The organism is Pseudomonas sp. IPO3774 (assembly GCF_013386835.1).
Classification (GTDB): Bacteria; Pseudomonadota; Gammaproteobacteria; order Pseudomonadales; family Pseudomonadaceae; genus Aquipseudomonas.
Genome location: NZ_JACAQY010000014.1, coordinates 203,936 through 220,943 on the forward strand (window position 1 = coordinate 203,936; position 17,008 = coordinate 220,943).

The following is a 17,008-nucleotide window of genomic DNA, read 5'->3' on the forward strand; positions in this document are numbered from 1 at the left end:
AATTTTTAGGAGTTGTACAGATGCAGAAGCATGCGCTGGTTACTGGTGTTACAGGTCAGGATGGGGCTTACCTTGTCGAACTGCTGCTGTCCAAGGGTTATAAGGTCTATGGCGCCTATCGCCGCACAAGTTCTGTAAGTTTCTGGCGATTAGAGGAACTTGATGTTTTTGGGCATGATGATCTTCATCTTGTCGAATTTGATTTGACTGATCTCTCCGGAACTATTCGTTTAATTCAGAATTGCGCCCCGGACGAGGTTTATAACCTGGCGGCTCAAAGCTTCGTAGGCGTTTCCTTCGATCAGCCAATTACTACCGCGCAGATTACCGGAGTCGGTGCGCTTAATTTGCTCGAAGCGATCCGAATAGTAAATCCGAAGATTCGTTTCTATCAAGCTTCGACATCTGAAATGTTTGGGCTGGTACAGGCTGTTCCTCAATCTGAAAGCACGCCTTTCTACCCACGCAGCCCTTATGGTGTTGCGAAGTTGTTTGCGCATTGGACAACCATCAACTATCGCGAATCATATGATATTTTTGCCACCAGCGGCATTCTGTTCAATCATGAGTCTCCGCTGCGAGGAAAAGAGTTTGTTACTCGTAAAATTACCGATGCTGTAGCCAGTATCGAAATGGGCGAGCAGCAAGTGCTGGAACTCGGAAACATGGATGCCAAGCGAGACTGGGGTTTCGCTAAAGAGTATGTAGATGGCATGCACCGGATGTTGCAGATCGACACACCGGAAACATTTGTGCTTGCTACTAACCGTACTGAAACCGTTCGTGATTTTGTTGCCATGAGCTTCAAGGCCGTAGGGGTTGATATCGATTGGTCTGGAAGTGGCGAGAACGAATTCGGCGTTGACCGTCGTACCGGCATCACCCGGGTAAAAGTTAACCCACGCTTCTATCGACCCGCGGAAGTCGAGTTGTTGATTGGCGACGCTTCGTTTGCAAAAGAGCGGTTAGGCTGGAAACCAGAAACGACGCTGGAGCAACTGTGCCAGCTGATGGTTGAAGCTGACTTGAGAAGGGTTCGCAATGGCACTTCAAAGTAAAGATCGGACAGTACTGATTACAGGGCTCTCGGGTTTTACTGGAAAGCATTTGGCGCAAAGCCTCACCAAGGCCGGCTGGCGGGTTGCCGGCCTTGGTGGGGAGCGCCTGGCCTGTGAGTTTGACCACTTGGATGCGGACCTGAATGACACGGCGCGACTCAGTGGTTGGATAAAACAGGTTCAGCCCACCCATGTTATTCACTTGGCCGCGCTGGCGCATGTCACCAGCAGCGATGCCTTGTCATATTACCGAGTCAATGTATTGGGTACAGAAAGCCTTCTTAATGCGATTAAGGAGGCTGAGGTGGTCGTTGAAAAAATCATCATTGCGAGCAGTGCAAACATTTACGGGAACGCTATTTCATCGCCCATTTCAGAAAGCAGTGAACCGCAGCCCGTTAATCATTACGCACTGAGCAAGCTGACGATGGAGGCCCTTGTCCGCAAGTGGTTTTCTCGTATGCCTATATTGGTGGTACGGCCATTCAATTACACTGGACCCGGCCAGTCGGAGTCATTCGTTTTCTCCAAGATCGTGGGCGCATTTGCCCGTGGAGAAAAGGAGCTCAGATTGGGCAATCTGGATGTATCCCGCGACTTGTCTGATGTCGGTTTTGTGGTGGAGGCCTATTCAAGGCTGTTGACGTCCAATCAACGTGGTGAGTTTATAAATATCTGCTCGGGGCGCAGCATTTCCTTACTGAGCGTGATTGATGAAATGGAACAGATTGCAGGTTATCGGCCAACGATAACAGTTGATCCTGCCTTTGTCAGGGAAGATGAAGTTAAAGAGCTTTATGGTAGTCCGGCCAAGCTCTTTGATGTGGTAGGTGAAATTAATGTGCCTAGTTTGCACGATACATTGCTGTCAATGTATCAGCAGAAGGCACGTGTTTAATACGGTTGGCAAGTAACGGGTTGGTGCACTGTGCGTATATGTTTTTTTGCTAATATGTCCGCTCACGCTAATTGGCGCGAGATGTTTGATAAAGTTGAGTTTTATCGGGTTGATATTCGAATTCTCAAGGAGCTCGGACACGAAGTCGTTCTGTCTGGGACGCCGGGCACTCTAGATTGGAAGGCCGATCTCTATTTTTGCTGGTGGTGGGGGCATTCACCATTTCCGTTGCTCGCCGGAAAGCTACGTCGTCGTCCGGTGATCGTAACTGGCGCTTTTGACTACTCCACCTGCAGGAAGGAAATTCCGGGTCTTTGCTATCTGGATCGCCCATTATGGCAGAAGGCGGTACTGCGCACCTCGTTGTTATTAGCCGATCGAAACTTGTTTATCTCACGCTCCGAGTGTGAAGAGGTTACATCTAACCTGCCGGTTAGGAACCCGGTGTACGCGACGCTGGCGATTGATACGGATTACTATTCTCCTGGCGAGCTTTCAGCGGTCGAATCGGATTATTTTTTTACAGTGACCTGGACAAGTCGTACAAACGCCATTCGTAAGGGACTCATTCCGACGATAGAAGCGTTCGCAAAAGTTTCGTCTCATTCAAGTCATCTTCGACTTGTCGTTGCTGGTAAGCACGGCGATTACCTGCAGGAACTAAAAGATTTGGCGCAGCGCCTGGGTGTAGCAGACAAGGTGGAGTTTGTCGGGATGATTTCCGATGAGGAGAAATTGCATCATTACAGGAATTGCCTGGCTTATGTTCAACCGACACTCTATGAAGGTTTTGGACATGCGATCGGCGAAGCGCTGGCGTGTGGCGCGCGGGTAATCACCTCGCCACGGGGCGCGGTGCCGGAAGTCGCAGGCGACTTCGCTTACTGGGTTCAGCCAGATAGCCAGGAGGAAATTGCAGCGGCCATGGCGGCAGTTGTGGCGACACCGGTTTGTGCTGAAGACGCCAAAGCCAGGCATCAGTGGATTTCCTCGAATTATTCCATCGCGGCCCGTCGTGTGGCGCTTAAGAGTGTTCTGGATTCCTTATCACCGGTGAAATAAATGAGAGCGTCGTTGAGAATATTTATAAAGGTTGATGGCGGTACCGTGTGTTGAATCGTCTGATCGGCATGTTTGAGAACTCAAAGCTTTTGCAGCTTATTGTTATTACGGCCTGTATTCAGGGTGGCGTAATAATAAGTCAGTTTTTAATCACGCCTTGGGTTGATCCTTCAGTGGTCGGTACGGTGCGCTCGCTGGAAACAATTATCGCACTGGTGGTACTTGCGGGCAGCTTGGGCATGCAGAGTATCGCTATCCGCGACACCGCGGCGAGCAATGGTGTTTTTCACCAAAGTGAAGTGCTTCGCCAGGTTTTTTTGTTAGTTGCGATGGCTTCAGGTGTAGTGATCTCAGGGGTATATATAGCGCATGAGTTTTTATTCACTTCAGTGATCAGTTCATATGTTTTTAATGCCTGTGGCCTGGTCCTGCTAACTAATCTGCTTCGTGTGACTACGGGATTTGCCCAAGGTGCGAAGGCAATGCGCGAAATTTATTTCGTGCTGATGCTGGTTACGTCCATTGGCGTTATTATGCATGTTGTATTGACGAAACTGTTTGGCATCAAAGGGTGGATGGTCGCTCGTTACATTGGAGAGTTTTCCTGTCTTGCTGCGATATGGTGGAAGCTACGAGCTCATATTGTGCTGGCGTTGGATTTCCGTTGTGTGAATCGCAGCGGATTGGTGGCTAGCGCCAAGTCCGGGGCGATTAACAATGCAGGTCTATTTGTTCGTTTGTTAGTGGACAGTTTGCCTGTTTTGATGTTGACCGCCTATCATGTAAAAGCTGATGAAATTGGATTTTTTGGTATTGCCATATTGAGTCTCATACTTGGTTTACTTCCGTTGGCAATAATTGCGCAAAGGGCGTTGCCGGACTTGGTAGAAGTAATCAATAATAAAAGTGAGCTCCGCGACAGGTATCACGCACTTTCCAAAAGCATGTTGAAGATTTCGTCTACGGTTGCACTGTTGCTAATTTCAGTCTCTACAGTGTGGGCGTTGTTTGTTGGTGGTGCTTATAAGCAGACCGCCATCTATGTAATTGTGCTGGCATTGACCCTGCCGTTGAAGGCCGTTGCACTTACGAGCGGTACGCTACTGGTCGCGTTGCGTATTTTTGGTTTGAGCCTCAAAACCAATATCGTCGAAGGCTTGTTTGTTTTTTTGATTCTATACGTAGGTATCCCCATTTTGGGTGCTTGGTCTGGAGTCCTGGGATATTTCGTTGGTGCTGCGTTATCCTCAGTACTTCTCCTGGTTGCGGTGAGAGCCCGCCTCGCTGAATTATGATCCAAGAGGTGAAAACGTTGGAAAATAAATATACAGAGCAAGAGGGCTTGTTACCCAAACCAGGGAAAGGGGTTTTCGATTGTTTTAGTTTTGGTTTTTTCTTTCTGGTTATATGGTTCGCAGGTGTCATCGTCCCTCTGTATCCCTTTATCATGGGGTTTGACGGGTTTACTCAATATTGGGAGTATCCTTTTTTCGATAAGGACAGCTCTATAGGTTATGCAGTTTTACTGTATGCCGGGACGTTGATTTTCGTTTTGATGGGGTGCTGGCTGGGGCGAAAAACTTATCTTAGTTTTCCCGGTAGAACTCGCAAAATCGTAAGCTCAAGGATTTTTTTTCAAAGGGCAGTTATATTTACCTTGGTGGCGTTGCTAGGATTTTTAACTATCCTTTTTATTCTGGGGGGGATATCCGGTTTGCTTCATGGCGCCAGTGATCGGATAAGGGCGTTTGCAGGGTTAAACGGCCTGTTTCTTCTGGAAAACCTGATGCTTTCTGTCTCGCTTGCCTGGTTCATACGTTTGACGCGTAGTGGAAAAAAATCACGTGCCGAGCGTTTTTGTTTCTGGCTGTACTTTTTGGGCGGGTTATTTATTTGCGCGCTTCAAGGGCAGAAGTCAACAATCTTCATTATCATATTGTCGTTGATTATAGTCCGGCACTATCGTGTCAAGCGTGTCAACCTCGTAAAAGGTGCTGTGCTCGGCGCAGTAATGTTTGTTTCTCTGATGGCTTACCACTTGTTTAAGCAAGAGTATCTCGCAACAGGTAAGTTTTATTTTGTCGACGAAAATCAAGGTGTCTTTTTATCGTTTGTTCATTTTTTAGCGATACAGTTCACGGGTAATCTGATGCAGTTGCAAACAATGACCGTGCTCATAGACGCTATGCCACAGAAGCTAGAGTGGCAAAACGGTTCAATGCTGCTGATGGTCGTATTGATCTTGTTACCTTCGGGGCTTTTTCCTGACAAGCCGCTTACCACTGCCGGCGTATTTACAAGTGCTTTTTGGCCAGATAAATGGCTCACGGAAGGAACGACATTGCCGCCGGGCATATTTGGCGAGATTTATATGAATTTTGGCACCTTAGGCGTATTGTTCGGCGGCTTTTTTATCGGGCTTATAGGTGGGCGGCTTTATGGCGCAGTCGTCTATAACCCTAAAAGTGATAGAGCATTGGGTATCTATGCATTGGCAGTCGCATCCATGCTTCATTTTTTTCGTGGGGAACTGGCTTCGGTCGTTCTTCTCATGGCGTCTATATCGCTTCCTTTTTTATTCTTGAGCTCAAAGCGCGAAGAGCCAGTCAATAACCCAATCTAGAGAAACTGATATGTGCGGAATTTTGGGCTACATTCACAACGGAACGCGGGAATCTATTGACTTCTCTTCAGCGCTTTCGTTTATTCGACGTCGTGGGCCTGATGATCAAGGCGTCTGGGCCGATACCGACGTTGGTGTATGGTTGGGCCAGGTGCGCCTTTCCATTCTCGATACCACTTCCGCCGGTCATCAACCCATGGTCTCTGCCGATGGGCGAGTGGTCATGGTGTTTAACGGTGAAATCTATAACTTTCGGGAGTTAAGGGCTCATCTCGAAGCGGCGGGGGATCATTTTTCCAGCCAGTCCGACTCCGAAGTATTGCTCGCACTGTTCTGTCGTTATGGGATTGAGTGTTTAAACCGTTTGAACGGGATTTTCGCGGTCGTATTCTGGGAACGCGACACCGAAACGCTTTGGGTGGCTCGAGATCAGATGGGCGTCAAACCCCTCTATATCCATTCCAGTGATGGTTGTTTTGCATTTTCAAGTGAAATGAAGGGCTTGATCCGAGGCGGCTTCAGTAAAACTGAAATCGACCCGCAAGCCGTACTCGCGCACCTTGGTTTTCTCTGGTCGCCGGGTGATCGGACGATCGTGCGGGATATCAAAAAGGTTTTACCTGGCCAAGCGTTATGCGTCCGTAATGGGCATATCGAGAAGAGTTGGTTTTACTACGAACTGCCGATTTCCGAGAAACCCCTGACAAAAACGGTTGCTGATGTCGCTGTTGATGTCGCCGATGCCGTCAGGACTGCCGTCCAGCGTCAGTTGGTGTCCGACGTACCCTTGGGTTCATTCTTGTCAGGCGGCTTGGACTCCAGTGCCATCGTCGCGTTTGCAGCGCAGGAAATGCGCGATAAGGGGCGGTTGCAGTGCTTCAGTATCCGTGTAGACAACGGCTCCACTGCGAACGAGGGGTTCGCCGATGACCTTCCGTACGCACAGCGCGTTGCCAAGCATCTGGATGTCGACCTGCATGTCGTAGGCGTCGGCGATGAGATGATGGATCGTCTGCCTGAAATGGTTTATCTGCTCGATGAACCTACGCCGGATCCGGCGGCGCTGAATGCGTTGTTCATCTCGGAACTGGCAAGCCAGAACGGCATCAAGGTTCTGCTGTCGGGTGCCGGGGGAGATGACATTTTCACGGGCTATCGTCGTCATTTCGCGTTGGCGCAAGAGCGTTGGTGGGGCGGAATGCCTCGACCGCTGCGTTCGGTTTTGGCCAGCAGTTCAAACCTGCTTCCTGCATCCTCTCCGCTGTCTCGTCGTCTCGGGAAGGCTTTTCGCTATGCGGACTTGCCTGCTGATGATCGCTTGATCAGTTATTTCCTCTGGCTTGAACCTGAACAGGCGTATGGCCTGTTGGCGCCAGACTTGCGACGCCAGCTGGCGGCCGATGATCTGTTTGCGCCGATGCGAGAAACACTTTCGCGGCTGCCTTCGGATGCCACGCCCCTTGATAAAATGCTCACCCTGGAGTGCAAGCATTTTCTCACCGATCACAATCTCAACTACACCGACAAGATGGGTATGGCGACGGGCGTTGAAGTGCGTGTGCCGCTGCTGGATCTTGACCTGGTCCGCCTGGCTGGCTCACTGCCATCGGATATCAAGCAAAAAGGCCGGGAAGGGAAATGGATTTTCAAGAAGGCCATGGAACCCTATCTGCCTCACGACGTCATCTACCGGCCCAAGACGGGCTTCGGCGTACCGCTTCGCAACTGGTTGCAAGGACGCCTGAAGCCTTTGGTCGATGAGGTGCTTTCTCCTGCATCCCTGCTGAAAAGGGGGATATTCGATCCCAAGGCGGTGGCGCATCTGATCGAAGCAGATCGTTCAGGCCGGATAGACGCTGCTTATACGTTGTTCGGCATCGTTTGCATGGAACTCTGGTGCAAACAGTATCTGGACGGCGATTTCGCCCTCGACGGTTGAGTGGGCGGCGACGCCGCGGCCTTATCCGATGGTAGGATACATAGCTCTATACAAGTTTCTCAGTGATGAGTGAATTTTTAACTTTATTGGTGTGAATGCATGAAGCAGGTTGTTCAGAACATGGCTAGCGGTGAGACGTCATTGGTTAATGCACCCGCTCCCGCCGTTCGTAGTGGCACGCTAAAGATCCATACAACCAATACGCTGATTTCTGCCGGCACGGAACGCATGCTGGTAGGGTTTGGCCGTGCCAACTGGTTGGAAAAAGCTCGCCAGCAACCTGACAAGGTCCGCATGGTTCTGCAAAAGGTCCAGACCGATGGCTTGGCGACAACGGTGGAAGCCGTTCGCTCGAAGCTTGCGCAGCCGTTGCCGCTTGGATACTGCAACGTGGGTGTTGTGGGTGCCGTGGGCAATGATGTGTCCGGGTTCAAGCCGGGCGACCGTGTGGTTTCCAATGGTCCTCATGCCGATATCGTTGTTGTTCCCAAGAATCTGTGTGCCTTGATTCCGGACTCGGTCAGCGACGAAGCCGCTTCGTTTACCGTGCTTGCCAGCATCGGCTTGCAGGGCATTCGTCTGGCTCAGCCGACATTGGGGGAAACCTTTGTAGTCACCGGCGTAGGCCTGATCGGACTGATGACGGTCCAGCTCCTGCGGGCTCAAGGCTGCCGGGTACTTGCCGTTGACTTCGATGAGCAAAAGCTGGCATTGGCTCGCAGTTATGGCGCCGAAACCTGCAACCCCGGCAAGGGCGAAGATGTTGTTTCGGCGGGAATGACATTCAGCCGCGGAAGAGGGGTGGATGGCGTCATCATTACGGCGTCGACCAAGTCGTCCGACCCGGTCACCCAGGCGGCACACATGTGCCGTAAGCGTGGGCGCATTGTTCTGGTAGGGGTAACCGGGCTTGAGTTGAGTCGAGCCGACTTCTATGAGAAGGAACTGACATTCCAGGTTTCATGTTCTTACGGGCCCGGGCGCTACGATCCGAGTTACGAAGATCAAGGCAACGACTTCCCGATTGGCTTCGTTCGCTGGACTGAGCAGCGCAACTTCGAAGCCGTCCTGGACATGCTCGCCAGCGGCCAATTGGAGGTCAACTCGTTGATCTCCCATCGGGTTGCATTCGAAGACGCCGCGGATGCCTATCAGACGCTTACGACGGATAATTCGGCGCTGGGCATCATTCTTCAGTACACCTCGGAAGAGACCGAGCGAAACATCAAGGAAGTGGTGCTGGCACCTGGTGCGGTAGCCAGTTTCGACCCGGTCAAACCCGTGGTGGGCTTCATCGGTGCAGGAAACTATGCATCAAGAATGCTGATACCGGCATTCAAGGCCGCAGGGGCTCAGTTCCATACGATTGTGACTGCCGGTGGCATCAACGGTGTAATACACGGCAGCAAGGCCGGATTTGCACAAGCCTCGACTGATATCAGTGCGATGCTTGGCGAGAGCACGATCAACACTGTTGCAATTGTCACCCGGCACGACAGCCATGCCCGTTTTGTCGCGCAAGCGCTGGAGGCGGGTAAACATGTGTTCGTCGAAAAGCCATTGGCAATTGAAGCCCAGGATCTGGCAACGGTTGAAGAGGCCTATCGAAAGGCTGTCGAACAAGGGCTCAAGCCACATTTGATGGTGGGGTTCAATCGACGCTTTTCGCCGCAGGTGCAAAAGATGAAGGCGTTGCTCTCGGCTGTAAAAGAGCCCAAGTCTTTCATCATGACGATGAATGCCGGAGCGATTCCCGCAAATCACTGGACCCAGGACCCGTCAGTCGGCGGTGGGCGCATTATTGGCGAAGCGTGTCATTTCATCGACCTGATGCGTTTTCTCGCGGGCAGCAAAATTGTTTCGATCCAGGCCCGCAGAATGGGCGATACGCCTGCTGTTGCCATTACGGAAGATAAAGCGGCGATCACCCTGGGGTTTGAGGATGGCTCTTTCGGCACCATCCTCTATCTGGCCAATGGCGCTTCAAGCTTTCCAAAAGAGCGAGTTGAAGTTTTCGCTGCCGGACGCGTCCTGCAACTGGATAACTTCCGCAAGTTGAAGGGGTTCGGCTGGCCGGGCTTCAGCAAGCTGAATCTCTGGAAACAGAACAAGGGGCAAAGCGAGTGCGCTGCAGCTTTCCTGGCAGCGGTGCAAAACGGGGCGGTCACGCCGATCACTTCCGATGAGATTTTCGAAGTGGCGCGCGTGAGCATTGAAGTTGCCCGGATTCTGCGCGAGCAATGAGCCTTCTTCTTGTTAAAGCCAAAACTGCGATAGCTCTCGGTTTTGGCAATCTGGCGCGTGCATTGACGTATCGGCTCGGGGTCAAGACTGGCTTGAACCCGGTCCGACGCCTTCGGGCTGAAATTCCTCAAGGCCCGTTTTTTGCGGAAAGTGCGAGGCAGGCCGGCTCGTTGCCATGTGCGTCCCAATGGGATTCCCAGGTCCGGTATTTCGGGTTCTGGGAATGCCCGGTATCGGACGCGCCCCCTGACTGGCATTTGAATCCGCTGAATGGAGTTCGAGTGCCTGATCCCGGCCGGGAATGGTGGCGGATTCCTGATTTTGATGCCGCTGTCGGTGATATCAAGAATATCTGGGAAGCTTCGCGATTTGACTGGACGTTGGTCTTTGCCCAGAAGTCCTGTGTTAGCGGGGCTTCAGGGACGGCGCAGTTAAACGGTTGGTTGACGGATTGGTGTGTCAACAATCCTCCCTATTGCGGTCCGAACTGGAAGTGCGGTCAGGAGGCGTCCATTCGTGTCCTGCACCTGGCGATGAGTTCGGTCATTGTCGAACAGTTTGCCAACCCGTTGCCGGGGCTTGTGGATCTGGTCCGACTGCACCTCAAGCGTATCGAGCCGACGCTGAGCTATGCGATGGCTCAGGACAATAACCACGGGACTTCCGAGGCGGCTGCACTTTTTGTCGGCGGCAGTTGGTTGACCTCAAGCGGTTGCCCCGAGGGCGAACGCTGGCAGCGATTGGGGCGCAAATGGCTCGAAAACCGGGCCGCTCGGCTGATCGAGCAAGATGGCAGTTTCAGCCAGTACTCCGTCAATTATCATCGGGTGATGCTCGACACATTTTCCATGGTTGAAATCTGGAGAAACAAGCTGGGGCTCCCGGCGTTCTCCGCCACTTTCCAACTCAGGGCTCGCACAGCCGCGCATTGGTTATTTTCGTTGGTCGACGAGCACACTGGAGATGCTCCGAACATTGGCGCAAATGATGGTGCCCGGCTGCTGCCACTGACGGATACGGACTATCGCGACTTCAGGCCTTCGGTCCAGTTGTCCATGGCGTTGTTTGCCGGAAAGAGAGCCTATGAGGCGGCAGGTGAATGGGATTTGCCACTGCAATGGCTGCTGCTGCCCGGCCCATCGGCGGTAGCGGAGCGTCCAGGTAGCCAGCTGTTTGATCAGGGTGGTTATGCATTGTTGCGGCGTGAACAAACCTTCGCTGTATTGCGCTACCCGCGCTTCCGGTTTCGCCCCAGCCAGGCCGATGCCCTGCATGTGGATCTATGGCGTGCAGGCATTAACCTGCTCCGGGATGCAGGTACCTTCAGCTACAACACCTCTGCCCAGTGGCTGAGTTATTTTCCGGGTACCGCCAGCCACAACACCCTTCAACTCGATGGGCGAGACCAGATGCCGAGGCTCAGCCGGTTTCTGTTCGGGGAGTGGTTGCGTACGCGCCAGGTCGAAAGCCTGGTTGAGCAGGCTGGAACAAGCGCCTGCGGCGCCACGTATATCGACGGTAACGGCGTCCGTCATAAGCGGCATGTGAGCCTGAGCGACACCGGCATGCTGGTCAGGGATGAATTTAGCGGATTCAAGGATCGTGCAGTTCTACGCTGGCGTTTGCAGCCGGGGGACTGGCGGCTTGAGGGCGACGTCCTGACCAACGGCTCCCATCGATTGTCGGTTGCAGGCAGCATGCCTATCGTGCGACGAGCGCTCGTCCAGGGTTGGGAGTCTCGTTACTACTTACAAAAAACTGAAGTGCCGGTGCTTGAGGTTGAGGTGACTTCGGCGGGCGTTTTGACTACGGAGTATCACTGGTAGACATGAAAGTCCTTTATTTTCATCAGCATTTTTCTACTCCGAAAGGAACAATCGGAATCCGGTCCTATGAGATGGCCCGTCGTCTGGTTGCGAGAGGGCACCAGGTAACCATGGTCTGTGGCAGCTATGGTGGCGGCGAAACGGGGCTGGAGAGCCCTTTCGTTGGTGGAAAACGCAAAGGTACCGTCGACGGTATCGAGATCATCGAATTTGACCTGGCGTACTCCAACAGCGATGGCCTGTTCGTTCGAGCGCTCAGCTTTTTAAAGTTTGCAGTGCGCAGTATCGGGATTGCGCTAACCGAGCGCTACGATCTGGTTTTCGCGACCACCACGCCATTGACAGCCGGTATCCCCGGGATATTCGCCCGGTGGTTTCGTAATAAGCCGTTTGTATTTGAGGTCCGGGATCTCTGGCCCGAACTGCCGAAAGCGATGGGCGTCATTCGTAATCCATTGATCCTTGCCGCCATGTCTTTTCTTGAGTGGGCGAGTTATCGCTCGGCTCACCGACTCATCGGGTTGTCGCCAGGTATTGTGGATGGCATTGCGCACCGCGGTGTGGCGCGTGACCGAATCGAAATGATCCCAAACGGTTGTGACCTTGATATTTTCAACACGCCTGCTGAGCCATGGTTGCCGGCAGGAGTGGATAAAAGCCATCTGGTAGCGGTCTTCGCGGGTACTCATGGAGTGGCCAACAAGCTGGACGCGGTGCTCGATGCGGCTCGAGAGCTTAAACTGCGAAAGCGCGATGATATCCGGCTGGTTTTGATCGGGCAGGGCAAGCTCAAGCCCGCGCTTCAGAAGCGTGCAGCGGAAGAACAGCTGGACAATGTGATATTTCATGCCCCGGTGAACAAGGCCCGGTTGTCCGGTTTGATGGCCAGCGCGGACCTGGGGCTGCAGATATTGGCAAACGTACCGGCCTTTTACTACGGAACGTCGCCTAACAAGTTTTTCGACTATATCGCGTCAGGGTTGCCTGTTTTAAATAACTACCCGGGCTGGCTCGCCGAGATGATTTCCACCGAGAACTGCGGTTTTGTCGTACCTGCAGATGATGCTGCGCTTTTCGCAGATGCTTTGATACAGGCGGCAGATGACCGTGACGAGCTGCGGGCGAAGGGCGCACGAGGCAGAGAATTGGCGGTCAGAGAGTTTGACCGGCGTAAATTGGCTGACCGGTTTGTAGATTGGCTGGAGGGTGGTGTTAGATGATCAAGCGTGGATTTGATTTATTTGCGTCGTTGCTTGGACTAATTCTGCTTTCGCCGGTCATAGCAATTATTGCCTGGAACATTCGCAAGAAGTTGGGCTCTCCCGTCTTGTTTCGCCAGGTACGACCAGGTCGGAACGGCAAGCCTTTCGAAATGATCAAGTTCCGTACGATGCGAGATGCTCATGATGCAAATGGTGAGCCTTTACCGGACTCCCAGCGCATGACAGCCTTTGGCAGCTTTCTGCGCTCCAGTAGCCTGGATGAATTGCCTGAATTGTGGAATGTGGTCAAGGGCGATATGAGCCTGGTAGGTCCACGACCGTTACTGATGGAATACTTGCCTCTCTACAGCGTCGAGCAATATCGTCGTCATGAGGTTCGCCCTGGCGTCAGCGGTTGGGCGCAGATCAACGGTCGGAACGCAATTGAATGGGAAGAAAAGTTCAAGCTGGATACCTGGTACGTCGACAATCAGTCTTTTTGGCTGGATATGAAGGTGATTTTCCTGACAATCAAGAAAGTTCTGGTGCGTGACGGTATCAGTGCCGAAGGCGAAGCTACCGCGCCGAAGTTCACAGGTTCCAAGCCATGAGCCGCCTTGCCTGGACGGTTCTTGAAATATAGGCGCCTCGCGAACAGCGGATTGAGCGAATTGCAACGGGGCTCGTAGTGACGAGTCTTTCATATTTTCGAATGAAAACTGACGGGTACTGGTTGTGTTGAATTCACCATTTTCTCCTTGGCCTTCTTTTACTGAAGAGGAAGCTGACGCCGTACGTGATGTGATTCTGTCCAATAAGGTCAACTACTGGACTGGTACACAGGGGCGTGAGTTTGAGAAGGAGTTCGCTGCATGGGCGGGCACCGAATACGCCATCGGCCTGGCTAACGGAACGGTTGCCCTGGACCTTGCCTTGAAGGCGTTGGGTATCGGTGCTGGCGATGAAGTGATTGTCACCTCACGCACGTTTCTTGCTTCCGTCTCGAGCATTGTGAATGCCGGGGCTGTTCCGGTTTTTGCCGATGTGGATCGCGATTCGCAAAACTTCAACGCGCAGACTATCCGCGCTGTACTGACTCCTCGCACCCGGGCCGTAATCTGTGTGCATTTGGCTGGCTGGCCTTGCGATATGGATCCGATCATGGCCCTGGCCGAGGAATTCGACCTTAAAGTGATCGAAGATTGTGCCCAGGCCCATGGCGCCCGTTACAAGGGGCGCCCGGTGGGGTCAATTGGCCATATCTCTGCCTGGTCCTTTTGTCAGGACAAGATCATGACCACAGGTGGCGAGGGCGGAATGGTCACAACCAACGATCGTAAGTTGTGGTCGGACATGTGGTCGTTCAAGGATCATGGCAAAAGCTGGGAAGCTGTCTACGAACGTAACCATCCTCCTGGTTTTCGCTGGTTGCATGAAAGCTTCGGTACGAACTGGAGAATGCTCGAGGTTCAGGCCGTCATCGGTCGGATTCAGCTCAAGCGCATGACCGACTGGCAGGCCAGCCGGCTGGCGAATGCCGGGCAGATATGGGAGTGCGCCAGCCAACTCAAAGGTTTGCGTGTGCCAATCATGCCTGAGGGCAGTGTTCACGCGGCGTATAAGTGCTACGTGTTTGTCGAGCCTCAGGCTCTCAAGGCCGGATGGGATCGTGATCGTATTCTGGCGGAGATTTCGGCACGAGACGTTCCGGTATTTTCCGGTTCCTGCTCCGAGGTCTATCTGGAGAAGGCGTTTGACAATACTGGCTGGCGTCCGGCGAGCCGGTTGCCGGTAGCACGGGAGCTCGGCGAAACAAGTGTAATGTTTCTCGTGCACCCGACGTTGACGCAGCATGAGATCGACAAGACATGCTCGGTGCTCAAGACCGTTATGCAGTTGGCTACCGAAGAGTAATCAGTTAGACAGTCAGGAATGCCCGTCTTTGTTTGCAACGCAGAAGGATTTGAGCTGCGGGCCAGTCAAATGGAATTTTCCATCATCATGGTATGAGGTCCCTTGGAATCATCCATGGTGGTGGCGGATGTACTTTAGGAGTAACAGAGGTGTTTCAAGGCGTTATGGATAAGTTGAGAACCTTATTACTGGGTTTAACGCGGCGGCAGAAACGTGCCTTCCAGGTAGTGACCGACGTTTTTCTTGTCTGGTTTGCCCTTTGGATGGCCTTTGTCGTTCGTTTGGGGATTGATGAGCTGATCAATCCTTTCACTGAATACCTATGGCTATTCCTGAGCGCCACGGTCATCGCTATTCCGCTGTTTGTACGGTTTGGTATGTACCGTGCAGTCATGCGCTATTTTGGAAACGATGCGCTGATCGCAATTATCAAGGCCGTCAGCCTGTCATCGTTGATTCTCGCGCTGGTTGTTTACTGGAGCGGCAACCATCAGTTGTTCGTTCCACGCTCGGTCATCTTCAATTACTGGTGGTTGAGCATGGTCATGATCGGGGGGCTACGCCTCGCGATGCGCCAGTATTTCCTGGGAGACTGGTTCGCGGCTGCGCAACATGTTCCTTTTACCAATCGAGATGATGGACTGCCGAAGGTGGCCATTTATGGTGCGGGGGCAGCCGGTAATCAATTGGTTGCTGCATTGCGCATGGGGAGGCTGTTGCGTCCTGTCGCCTTTATTGATGATGACAGCAGCATTGCCGATCGTGTGATTTCAGGCTTGCATGTCTATAAGCCAAAGCATATCCAGCAGATGGTTGACGTCACCGGTGCCCAGCAGATTCTTCTCGCCATTCCGTCTGCCAATCGTGGGCGCCGCCGGGAGATATTGACCTTCCTGGAGGGGTTCGCACTCCATGTGCAAAGCGTGCCCGGTTTTATGGATTTGGCCAGCGGGCGAGTGAAAGTCGATGATATCCAGGAAGTTGATATTGCTGACTTGTTGGGCCGTGACTCTGTCCCCCCTCAGGACGAGCTGCTTGAACATTGCATCAAGGAGCAGTCGGTTCTTATAACCGGGGCGGGCGGTTCAATCGGGTCTGAGCTTTGCCGGCAGATTCTCACGCTGCAACCCACGACACTGCTGTTGTATGAGCATAGCGAGTTCAATCTCTACAGCATCCTGCAAGAGCTTGAGCAGCGAATCGTGCGTGAGTCGCTTTCAGTTAAGTTATTGCCAATCCTGGGTTCTGTGCGCAATCAGGAAAAGCTCTTTGACGTCATGAAAACCTGGCGCGTGAACACGGTCTACCATGCGGCGGCTTACAAGCATGTACCGATGGTCGAGCATAATATTGCTGAAGGCGTGCTGAATAATGTGATGGGCACGCTGAGCGCCGCGCAAGCCTCTTTACGCGCCAATGTGGCGAACTTCGTGCTGATCTCTACTGATAAGGCGGTGCGTCCCACCAATGTAATGGGAAGCACCAAGCGTCTCGCAGAAATGACACTGCAGGCGCTCAGCAGTGAAATTGCTCCGGTGCTTTTCGGTGAGACTTCGAATGTTTCCCGTGTGAACAAGACCCGCTTTACCATGGTGCGGTTCGGCAATGTGCTGGGCTCATCAGGATCAGTGATCCCGTTGTTCCACAAGCAAATCAAATCCGGTGGCCCGCTGACGGTTACGCACCCCAAGATTACCCGGTATTTCATGAGCATCCCTGAAGCCGCTCAATTGGTTATCCAGGCGGGCTCCATGGGGCTGGGCGGTGACGTATTTGTTCTGGATATGGGCGAGCCGGTGAAAATCGTCGAGCTGGCCGAGAAGATGGTGCACCTTTCCGGCTTGAGTATTCGCTCTGATAAAAATCTTCAAGGTGACATCTCCATTGAGTTTACGGGGCTGCGTCCCGGCGAAAAACTTTATGAGGAACTGTTGATCGGCGACAACGTAGTCACGACGCCGCACCCGATGATTATGAGTGCCAATGAAGACTACTTGCCCTGGGAGGTGTTGAAGGGCCGATTAACGGAGCTGCTCAGCGCCGTGGAACAGGATGACTACACGCGTGTGCGTCAGTTGCTGCGCGAAACGGTCAGCGGCTATTCCCCGGACGGTGAAATCGTCGACTGGATCTACCAGCAGCGTCGTCTTGAGCCCTGAGTTCACACCCTGTAACTCACCCATTTTTGACTCTCCCCAAACATCGCCTAAGTTTGAAAAGCAGCTTCGGAAAAGCTGCTTTT

General features: G+C 52.7%; 12 protein-coding genes. All 12 read left to right on the top strand.

Features of this window, described 5'->3' with window-relative positions; genetic code table 11:
- The first annotated feature begins 20 nt into the window (after positions 1 to 20).
- The 12 genes from gmd to HYE77_RS09460 all read left to right on the top strand — a co-directional run bounded on the left by gmd (position 21) and on the right by HYE77_RS09460 (position 16,925).
- Complete coding sequence (gene gmd / locus HYE77_RS09405) at positions 21 to 1,058, top strand: GDP-mannose 4,6-dehydratase (RefSeq protein ID WP_177068717.1); 1,038 nt, start codon at positions 21 to 23, stop codon at positions 1,056 to 1,058.
- On the top strand, positions 1,042 to 1,956 hold the full coding sequence (locus HYE77_RS09410; RefSeq protein ID WP_008437699.1) for a GDP-mannose 4,6-dehydratase: 915 nt from the start codon (positions 1,042 to 1,044) through the stop codon (positions 1,954 to 1,956). The genes gmd and HYE77_RS09410 overlap by 17 nt, the downstream gene beginning before the upstream one ends.
- Positions 1,957 to 2,037: 81 nt before the next feature.
- On the top strand, positions 2,038 to 3,018 hold the full coding sequence (locus HYE77_RS32570; RefSeq protein ID WP_238544257.1) for a glycosyltransferase: 981 nt from the start codon (positions 2,038 to 2,040) through the stop codon (positions 3,016 to 3,018).
- 47 nt (positions 3,019 to 3,065) lie between these two features.
- On the top strand, positions 3,066 to 4,313 hold the full coding sequence (locus HYE77_RS09420) for a hypothetical protein (RefSeq protein ID WP_177068718.1): 1,248 nt from the start codon (positions 3,066 to 3,068) through the stop codon (positions 4,311 to 4,313).
- Positions 4,314 to 4,321: 8 nt separating this feature from the next.
- Positions 4,322 to 5,641 (top strand): oligosaccharide repeat unit polymerase, encoded by a 1,320-nt coding sequence (locus HYE77_RS09425; RefSeq protein WP_371132929.1) that lies wholly within the window; start codon positions 4,322 to 4,324, stop codon positions 5,639 to 5,641.
- Positions 5,642 to 5,651: 10 nt separating this feature from the next.
- Complete coding sequence (asnB, locus tag HYE77_RS09430; RefSeq protein ID WP_177008091.1) at positions 5,652 to 7,580, top strand: asparagine synthase (glutamine-hydrolyzing); 1,929 nt, start codon at positions 5,652 to 5,654, stop codon at positions 7,578 to 7,580.
- A 99-nt stretch (positions 7,581 to 7,679) separates the two neighbouring features.
- On the top strand, positions 7,680 to 9,824 hold the full coding sequence (locus HYE77_RS09435; protein ID WP_032899671.1) for a bi-domain-containing oxidoreductase: 2,145 nt from the start codon (positions 7,680 to 7,682) through the stop codon (positions 9,822 to 9,824).
- Positions 9,821 to 11,650, top strand: a complete 1,830-nt coding sequence (locus tag HYE77_RS09440; protein ID WP_102368427.1) for a heparinase II/III-family protein — start codon at positions 9,821 to 9,823, stop codon at positions 11,648 to 11,650. The genes HYE77_RS09435 and HYE77_RS09440 overlap by 4 nt, the downstream gene beginning before the upstream one ends.
- A gap of 2 nt (positions 11,651 to 11,652) precedes the next feature.
- A complete protein-coding gene (locus HYE77_RS09445) occupies positions 11,653 to 12,870 on the top strand; it encodes a glycosyltransferase family 4 protein (protein ID WP_087693685.1) in 1,218 nt (405 codons plus the stop codon).
- Positions 12,867 to 13,463, top strand: coding sequence for a sugar transferase (locus HYE77_RS09450; protein ID WP_032899673.1), 597 nt, complete (start codon positions 12,867 to 12,869; stop codon positions 13,461 to 13,463). Before HYE77_RS09445 ends, HYE77_RS09450 begins: the two co-directional genes overlap by 4 nt.
- Before the next feature lie 124 nt (positions 13,464 to 13,587).
- Positions 13,588 to 14,766, top strand: coding sequence for a DegT/DnrJ/EryC1/StrS aminotransferase family protein (locus tag HYE77_RS09455; RefSeq protein WP_102368428.1), 1,179 nt, complete (start codon positions 13,588 to 13,590; stop codon positions 14,764 to 14,766).
- Positions 14,767 to 14,930: 164 nt separating this feature from the next.
- Positions 14,931 to 16,925 (top strand): nucleoside-diphosphate sugar epimerase/dehydratase, encoded by a 1,995-nt coding sequence (locus HYE77_RS09460; protein WP_008437723.1) that lies wholly within the window; start codon positions 14,931 to 14,933, stop codon positions 16,923 to 16,925.
- Positions 16,926 to 17,008: the final 83 nt, after the last annotated feature.

Bases quoted from the DNA above. Each gene is read 5' to 3' on its own strand.
- HYE77_RS09460 (WP_008437723.1), top strand. From the start codon at position 14,931: ATGGATAAGTTGAGAACCTTATTACTGGGTTTAACGCGGCGGCAGAAA.
- HYE77_RS09440 (WP_102368427.1), top strand. From the start codon at position 9,821: ATGAGCCTTCTTCTTGTTAAAGCCAAAACTGCGATAGCTCTCGGTTTT.
- HYE77_RS09445 (WP_087693685.1), top strand. From the start codon at position 11,653: ATGAAAGTCCTTTATTTTCATCAGCATTTTTCTACTCCGAAAGGAACA.
- asnB (WP_177008091.1), top strand. From the start codon at position 5,652: ATGTGCGGAATTTTGGGCTACATTCACAACGGAACGCGGGAATCTATT.
- HYE77_RS09410 (WP_008437699.1), top strand. From the start codon at position 1,042: ATGGCACTTCAAAGTAAAGATCGGACAGTACTGATTACAGGGCTCTCG.
- gmd (WP_177068717.1), top strand. From the start codon at position 21: ATGCAGAAGCATGCGCTGGTTACTGGTGTTACAGGTCAGGATGGGGCT.
- HYE77_RS09450 (WP_032899673.1), top strand. From the start codon at position 12,867: ATGATCAAGCGTGGATTTGATTTATTTGCGTCGTTGCTTGGACTAATT.
- HYE77_RS09435 (WP_032899671.1), top strand. From the start codon at position 7,680: ATGAAGCAGGTTGTTCAGAACATGGCTAGCGGTGAGACGTCATTGGTT.
- HYE77_RS32570 (WP_238544257.1), top strand. From the start codon at position 2,038: ATGTTTGATAAAGTTGAGTTTTATCGGGTTGATATTCGAATTCTCAAG.